This window comes from Aquifex pyrophilus, assembly GCF_054656935.1.
The window spans coordinates 398,206-405,349 of record NZ_BAAHXJ010000003.1 but is presented as its reverse complement, the minus strand read 5'-3'; the positions used below and the strand labels follow the sequence as shown (position 1 = coordinate 405,349).

At 58.1% G+C, this 7,144-nt stretch carries 2 protein-coding genes, 2 tRNA genes and 3 rRNA genes; 2 read left to right on the top strand and 5 right to left on the bottom strand.

Annotated elements, in window-relative coordinates; all coding sequences use genetic code 11:
• Window position 1: 1 nt before the first annotated feature.
• The 5 genes from rrf to ACYQZ0_RS02740 form a co-directional block, all read right to left on the bottom strand.
• Window positions 2–118 (bottom strand): 5S ribosomal RNA (rrf, locus tag ACYQZ0_RS02760).
• A 41-nt stretch (window positions 119–159) separates the two neighbouring features.
• Window positions 160–3,118: ribosomal RNA gene (locus ACYQZ0_RS02755) — 23S ribosomal RNA — on the bottom strand.
• A 49-nt stretch (window positions 3,119–3,167) separates the two neighbouring features.
• A tRNA-Ala gene (locus ACYQZ0_RS02750) sits at window positions 3,168–3,240 on the bottom strand.
• Window positions 3,241–3,257: 17 nt separating this feature from the next.
• Window positions 3,258–3,331: transfer RNA gene (locus ACYQZ0_RS02745), tRNA-Ile, on the bottom strand.
• Window positions 3,332–3,436: 105 nt separating this feature from the next.
• Window positions 3,437–5,017 (bottom strand): 16S ribosomal RNA (locus ACYQZ0_RS02740).
• The 16S, 23S and 5S rRNA genes sit together here with 2 tRNA genes alongside, the layout of an rRNA operon.
• A 256-nt stretch (window positions 5,018–5,273) precedes the next feature.
• Here ACYQZ0_RS02740 and gcvT point away from each other — a divergent pair.
• Window positions 5,274–6,296, top strand: coding sequence for a glycine cleavage system aminomethyltransferase GcvT (gcvT, locus tag ACYQZ0_RS02735; protein ID WP_459774986.1), 1,023 nt, complete (start codon window positions 5,274–5,276; stop codon window positions 6,294–6,296).
• Complete coding sequence (locus ACYQZ0_RS02730) at window positions 6,297–7,142, top strand: sulfite exporter TauE/SafE family protein (protein WP_459774984.1); 846 nt, start codon at window positions 6,297–6,299, stop codon at window positions 7,140–7,142.
• Window positions 7,143–7,144 lie beyond the last annotated feature (2 nt).

The window sequence follows — 7,144 nt, the reverse complement described above, 5'->3', positions numbered from 1 at the left end:
CCCCTGGCACCGACCTACTTTCCCGTGCCGCTGCCGGCACAGTATCATCGGCGCTGGGGGGCTTAACTGCCGGGTTCGGAATGGGACCGGGTGTTTCCCCCCCGCTATGGGCACCAGGGGCAATCGTCAACAGAATAAAGCCCATACCTCCACCCACCGGCGTGCAAGTCGAACGGGCGATTAGTACCGCTCGGCTTCACCCCTTGCGGGGCTTCCACCTGCGGCCTATCTACCTCCTAGTCTCGGAGGGCCCTTCAGGGAGCCCTTATCTTGGGGTGGGCTTCGCGCTTAGATGCTTTCAGCGCTTATCCCGTAGCAGGGTGGCTACCCGGCGCTGCCCCAGTCCAGGGACAACCGGTACACCAGAGCCTGCCCCGTCCCGGTCCTCTCGTACTAGGGACGGACCCCCTCAAGGCTCCTGCGCCCGCGGCGGATAGGGACCGAACTGTCTCGCGACGTTCTGAACCCAGCTCGCGTCCCCCTTTAATGGGCGAACAGCCCAACCCTTGGGACCTGCTTCAGCCCCAGGATGGGGGGAGCCGACATCGAGGTACCAAACCGCCCCGTCGATGTGGGCTCTCGGGGGCGATTAGCCTGTTATCCCCGGAGTAGCTTTTATCCGCTGATCACCCGCCCTCCCACGTGGAGCGGGTGGGTCACTAGGCCCCGCTTTCGCGGCTGCTCGGCCTGTCGGCCTCACAGTCAGGCCCCCTTCTGCCCTTGCACTCTTCGGCGGATTTCCGACCCGCCTGAGGGGACCTTTGGGCGCCTCCGTTACCTTTTAGGAGGCAGCCGCCCCAGCTAAACTGCCCACCTAGCACTGTCCCCGCGGGGGCTTCACCCCGCTGGGTTAGGACTCCAGCCTGTCCAGGGTGGTATCTCACCGGCGCCTCCACCCCCGCCGGAGCGGGGGCTTCCCAGGCTCCCACCTATCCTGCGCAGGACAGGCCAGAGCCCAATGCCAGGCTGCAGTGAAGCTTCACGGGGTCTTTCCGTCCTGCCGCGGGTAGCCGGCATCTTGACCGGCATTACAATTTCGGCGGGACTCCCCTCGAGACAGTGCGGCACTCGTTGGGCCATTCATGCAGGCCGGAACTTACCCGGCAAGGAATTTCGCTACCTTAGGACCGTCATAGTTACGGCCGGCGTTTACCCGGGCTTCAGCCCCCAGCTCATCACCGGGGGCCTTCACCTTCGGGCACTGGCCAGGCTTCAGACCACATACATCCCCTTTCGGGTTTGCGTAGTCCTGTGTTTTTGGTAAACAGTCGGCACCGCCCTGTCACTGCGACCCGCCTCGGCTTCGGCCGCTCGGGCCTACACCTAACGCGGGCACCCCTTCTTCCGAAGGTACGGGGCCAACTTGCCGAGTTCCTTGAGGGGAGTTCCCCCGACGCCTTAGGCTCCTAACCCAGCCCACCTGTGTCGGTTTCCGGTACGGGCAGCTCGGCCTCTCAGCCGGCGCCGTTGTTTCTTGGCAGTGTGGCGTCGGCCGGCTTACGGCATCGGCTCTCGGGGTTTGACGGAACGGATTTGCCTGTTCCGTCCCCCTACTACCTTACACCCGCATTCCATAGCGGGCCCGGCCTAGCCTCCTGCGTCACGACACCGGCTCCACCGAGCTGGCGGGGGAATGTTGACCCCCTTCCCATCGGCTACGCCTCTTCGGCCTCGCCTTAGGGTCCCGGCTAACCGGCGGCTGATTTCCATTGCCGCCGAACCCTTGGGCTTCCGGCGGGCCGGCTTCTCACCGGCCTTCGCTCCTACTCATGCCGGGATTCTCACTTCCCAGCGCTCCACCCCGCCTCGCGGCTTGGGCTTCAGCGCGCTGGGAACGCTCCCCTACCGCCACACGAGCCCGGAGGCTCGTGTGACCCGCGGCTTCGGCGCCGGGCTTGAGCCCCGCTAAATTTTCGGCGCCCCCGCCCTCGACCGGTCAGCTGTTACGCACTGTTTAAAGGATGGCTGCCTCTAAGCCAACCTCCCGGCTGTCTTAGGGCGGGGACCTCCTTTACCACTTAGCCCGGACTTTGGGGCCTTAGCCGGCGGTCTGGGTTGTTTCCCTCTTGTCCTCGGAGCTTATCCCCCGAGGACTCACTGCCGCCCTCCCTTTCCCGGCATTCGGAGTTTGCCAGGGTTCGGTACCCCTTTCGGGGCCCTAGCCCTAGCAGTGCTCTACCTCCGGGAAGGAGCGGGCGACGCTGCACTTCGATGCATTTCGGGGAGAACGAGCTATCCCCGGGCGCGATTGGCTTTTCACCGCTACCCTCACCTCACGGGACGGTTTTGCAGCACCGACCCCTTAGGGCCTCCAGCCGGTGTTACCCGGCCTTCACCCAGGGCAAGGGTAGATCGCCCGGCTTCGCGTCTGCCCCCAGGGACTTTGCGCCCTATTCGGACTCGCTTTCGCTACGGCTTCGCCTGTCGGCTTAGCCTCGCCCCTGAGGACAACTCCCCGGCTCATTCTGCAAAAGGCACGCAGTCGGGGATGGCAGAGCCACCCCCTTCCACTGGCTTGTGGACCCGGGGTTTCAGGTTCTATTTCACTCCCCGCCAGGGGTTCTTTTCACCTTTCCCTCACGGTACTATGCGCTATCGGTCTCCCGGGAGTACTTAGCCTTGGAGGGTGGTCCCCCCTGATTCCCGCGACCTTTCACGTGGGCCGCGGTACTCGGGATCGTGCCTCAGGGAGACCCCTACCCTTTCGCCTACGGGGCTTTCACCCTCTGTGGCGCCCCATTCCAGGGGACTTCGGCTAGGGTGGGGTTTTGTAACTCCCCGAGGGGCCGGCGGACCCCTCCAGGCACGTCCCGCTACCCCCTGTGGGCTAAGGCCGCCGCCATGGCACCCACAGGGTTTAGGCTCTGCCCCTTTCGCTCGCCGCTACTCGGGGCGTCTCGGTTGATTTCCTTTCCTCGGCCTACTAAAAGGTTTTGCTTCGGCCGGTTCCCCTCCCGCCAAAAGGCGGGATGGCAGGCTTGTCGCCTGCCGGGTTTCCCCATTCGGGCATCCGGGCCTCACAGGCTCTTGCGCCTCCGCCCGGCTTTTCGCAGCTTTGCACGCCCTTCGTCGGCTCCGGGAGCCGAGGCATCCACCCCGGGCCCTTACTAACTTGCACACCGGCAGGTGGAGGTACGGGCTTTATTCTGTTGACAAGAAGCCTTTTGTGGAGGTGGTGGGACTCGAACCCACGACCTCCTGCTTGCAAAGCAGGCGCTCTCCCAGCTGAGCTACACCCCCTTGCTGTGCCCCTAATATGGGCCTCCCAGGACTCGAACCTGGGACCTTGCCCTTATCAGGGGCACGCTCTAACCAGCTGAGCTAGAGGCCCTGCTTTGCAAGAGAGCAACTAAATAAAGGGTGAGCCTCCCCTCTTTTTATGCACTATACAGTTTTTGGCTCCCCCCCTTTTTGGGGAGGAGCTTTTTCTCCGTTTAAAGGAGGTGATCCAGCCGCAGGTTCCCCTACGGCTACCTTGTTACGACTTCGCCCCAGTCGCCGGCCCGGCCATCGGCCCCTGCCCCCGGCCCAAAAAGGGCCGGTTAGCTCGGGGACTTCCGGCCGGACCGACTTCCGTGGCGTGACGGGCGGTGTGTGCAAGGCCCGAGAACGTATTCACGGGGACATCGCTGATACCCCGTTACTACCGATTCCGGCTTCATGGGGGCGAGTTTCAGCCCCCAATCCGCACCATGACCGGGTTTCTGGGATTAGCTCCCCCTTGCGGGGTCGCTTCCCATTGTCCCGGCCACTGTAGCGCCTGTGTGGCCCCGGGCATAAAGGGCATACTGACCTGACGTCATCCCCCCCTTCCTCCGGCTTATCGCCGGCGGTCCCCCTAGAGTGCTCCCCTCTCGGGGTAGCAACTAGGGGCAGGGGTTGCGCTCGTTGCGGGACTTAACCCAACATCTCACGACACGAGCTGACGACGGCCATGCACCACCTGTGCCGGGGGGAAGTCAGAGACTTCCACAACTCCGCTTTCGCGGAGTCTCCCCGGCATGTCAAGCCCGGGTAAGGTTCTTCGGTTAGCATCGAATTGAACCAGACGCTCCACCGGTTGTGCGGGCCCCCGCCAATTCCTTTGAGTTTCAGGCTTGCGCCCGTACTCCCCAGGCGGGGCGCTTAACGCGTTAGCTGCGAGCCTGCCCCAAAGGGACAAGCCCTAGCGCCCATGGTTTACGGCCGGGACTACCCGGGTATCTAATCCGGTTCGCTCCCCCGGCTTTCGTCCCTGACCGTCAGGACAGCCCCAGCAGGCTGGCTTCCCCTTCGGTGTTCCTCCCGAGATCTACGCATTTCACCGCTACCCCGGGAATTCCGCCTGCCCGGGCGTGCCTCAAGTCGGGCAGTTCGGGATGCCATTCCACGGTTGAGCCGTGGGCTTTGACATCCCGCTTACCCGACCGGCTGCGGACGCTTTACGCCCAGTGACTTCGCGCAACGCTCGGGACCTACGTATTACCGCGGCTGCTGGCACGTAGTTAGCCGTCCCTTCCTCTGGGGGTACCGTCAAGACTGTGGGCTATTAACCCACAGTCCCTTCGTCCCCCCCGACAGGGGTTTACACCCCGCAGGGCTTCTTCCCCCACGCGGCGTCGCGGGGTCAGGCTTTCGCCCATTGCCCACGATTCCCCACTGCTGCCCCCCGTAGGGGTGCGGGCCGTGTCTCAGTCCCGCTGTGGCCGGCCACCCTCTCAGGCCGGCTACCCGTCATAGGCTTGGTGGGCCGTTACCCCACCAACTACCTGATGGGCCGCGGGCCCATCCCCAGGCGGGAGCTTGGGCAGAGCCCAGAGGCCCCCTTTGGCCGCCTCGCCTTAGTGGCGGGCGGCTTTATGGGGTATTAGCCCCGGTTTCCCGGGGTTATCCCCCTCCTGGGGGTAGGTTACCCACGTGTTACTCACCCGTTTGCCGCTCAGCACCCGCTCCCAGAGGGAGCGAGCCTGCGCACGACTTGCATGTGTTAGGCACGCCGCCAGCGTTCGCGCTGAGCCAGGATCAAACTCTTCAGGGAAATAGGCGCAAGCAATCTATTGGGGAACCACTTGGTCAGTCGGGACCACCTGATGCTGGACCCCACTGAGCCTTGAGGGGAGGCTCACCCTTTATTCAGTTGCCAAGAAGCCGGCGGGGCCTCATAGCCCCGAGCGTCCACATTATTCTTATTATATCCTTCCCTTCGCCTTTGTCAAGTCCTTCCTCACATCTCACGTGTGTATTTCTCCATTCTATTCACCTCCACTCCTTTTGTCAAGGGGTATAATACTCCCATGGAAACGCCTCTTTTTGAAACTCATAAAAAGCTCGGGGCAAAGTTTACGGAGTTTGCGGGCTGGAAGAAGCCCCTCAATTACGACACGATAATAAACGAGGTGAAAGCGGTAAGGGAGAGTGCGGGTGTTTTTGATATATCCCATATGGGAAGGCTTTTAGTTGAAGGAAAGGGGGTTAAGGATAAACTCCAGTATCTAACGACCAATAACCTTAATAAGCTCACTCCCGGGAGGGTTCAGTATAACCTGCTTACAAATGAAAGGGGAGGTGTTAAGGACGATATAACGGTTTATATGATTGATGAAGAAAGCTTTTTCATATGCGTGAACGCTGTAAATCGTAAAAAGGTTTACGAATGGCTTAAGAATTTCGTAAACGTTACAGATGTTTCTGATAAATACGTTCAGATTGCACTTCAGGGACCAAGGAGCGAGGAAATTTTAAATGAGTTTTTTGATGTAAAGGATATAAAGTATTATCGCTTTAAGATGTTCGGAGATACGATAATCTCCAGAACGGGATACACGGGTGAGGACGGGTTTGAAATATATATAAATCCGAAGGATGGAGTGGAGCTTTTTGAGAAACTTGTAAAGGAGGTAAAGCCCTGCGGTCTTGGGGCAAGGGATGTTTTGAGGATAGAGGCGGGATTTCCCCTTTACGGGAATGAGCTTTCTGAGGATATAACTCCTATTGAGGCTAACCTTGATAGGTTCGTTAATTTTTCAAAGGACTTTATAGGAAAGGAGGCAATTCTGAAAAAGGAAGTAAAGCGGAAGCTTTTCGGCCTTGAGATGCTTGAGAGAGGTATTCCGAGAAAGGGCTATAAAATTTTCAAGGGAGATAGAGAAATAGGTATCGTATCAAGCGGGACCTTTTCCCCGACGCTGAATAAGGGAATAGCCCTCTGCTTTGTTGATGTCGGAGAGAGAAAGGAAGGGAATGAGGTTGAAATTGATGTCAGGGGAAAGAGATTAAAGGCCTTTTTAAGAAGTTATCCCTTCGTGAGGAGGAGGTAGATGGAGGTTCTTCTCTTTATCTGGGGGATAGTTATAGGTGCTGTTTTCTCAACGGTCGGGGCTGCGGGAGGCATACTTGCGGGTTTCGGGCATATATCCCTCTTCGGGATAGCATCCGCAAACACCGTTAAAGTGATGAATCAGGTTCTCATTCTTCTCTCAACCTTTATCTCCGTTCCCAATTACTGGAGACAGGGAAGGGTTATCTTTATTCTGGGCGGACTTCTGGGGATAGGAAGCATACTGGGTGCACTTGCGGGCTCAACGCTTTCCTATAAATACCTTACAAATCTCAGGGATTACAAGTTTATATTCGGAATACTTACGCTTGTCGTAGCCCTAAAGATTTTTTACGACGTCTTTCATAAGGAAAAGGAGAGGATAAAGAAGATTGATACGGGAATAAGAGGAGAGGGGGAGAGAAAGGTAAAGATAGAATCCCGTTCTCTTAAAAAGGTTGTTTATAAATTCTTAGGTGAGGAGCACTCCTTTAATCCCCTTTATCCCTTAATTGCGGGTTTCGTCGTTGCGGTTATTTCCTCCGCACTCGGCGTTGGAGGGGGTTTCTTGCTCGTTCCCTTTATGGTTTCCGTTCTTAAAGTGCCCATGTACCTTGTTCCAGGAACGAGTGCCTTCTCAATTCTTATAACGTCTCTTGTGAGCATTCTTAATTACATTAACCTGGGTGTGTCTGTTAAGTGGTATTTCGTGTTTTACGAAGCACTCGGTGTTGTTATAGGCTCCTTTATGGGTCCCCATATCTCTCACATTCTCGGTGAAAAAAGGCTGAGAATAATCCTCGGGGTTATACTCTTTGGTATAGGCTTGAGGTATATCTTTATTTGAGA

Coding starts and splice junctions, on each gene's coding strand:
- gcvT (WP_459774986.1), top strand. CDS start 5,274: ATGGAAACGCCTCTTTTTGAAACTCATAAAAAGCTCGGGGCAAAGTTT.
- ACYQZ0_RS02730 (WP_459774984.1), top strand. CDS start 6,297: ATGGAGGTTCTTCTCTTTATCTGGGGGATAGTTATAGGTGCTGTTTTC.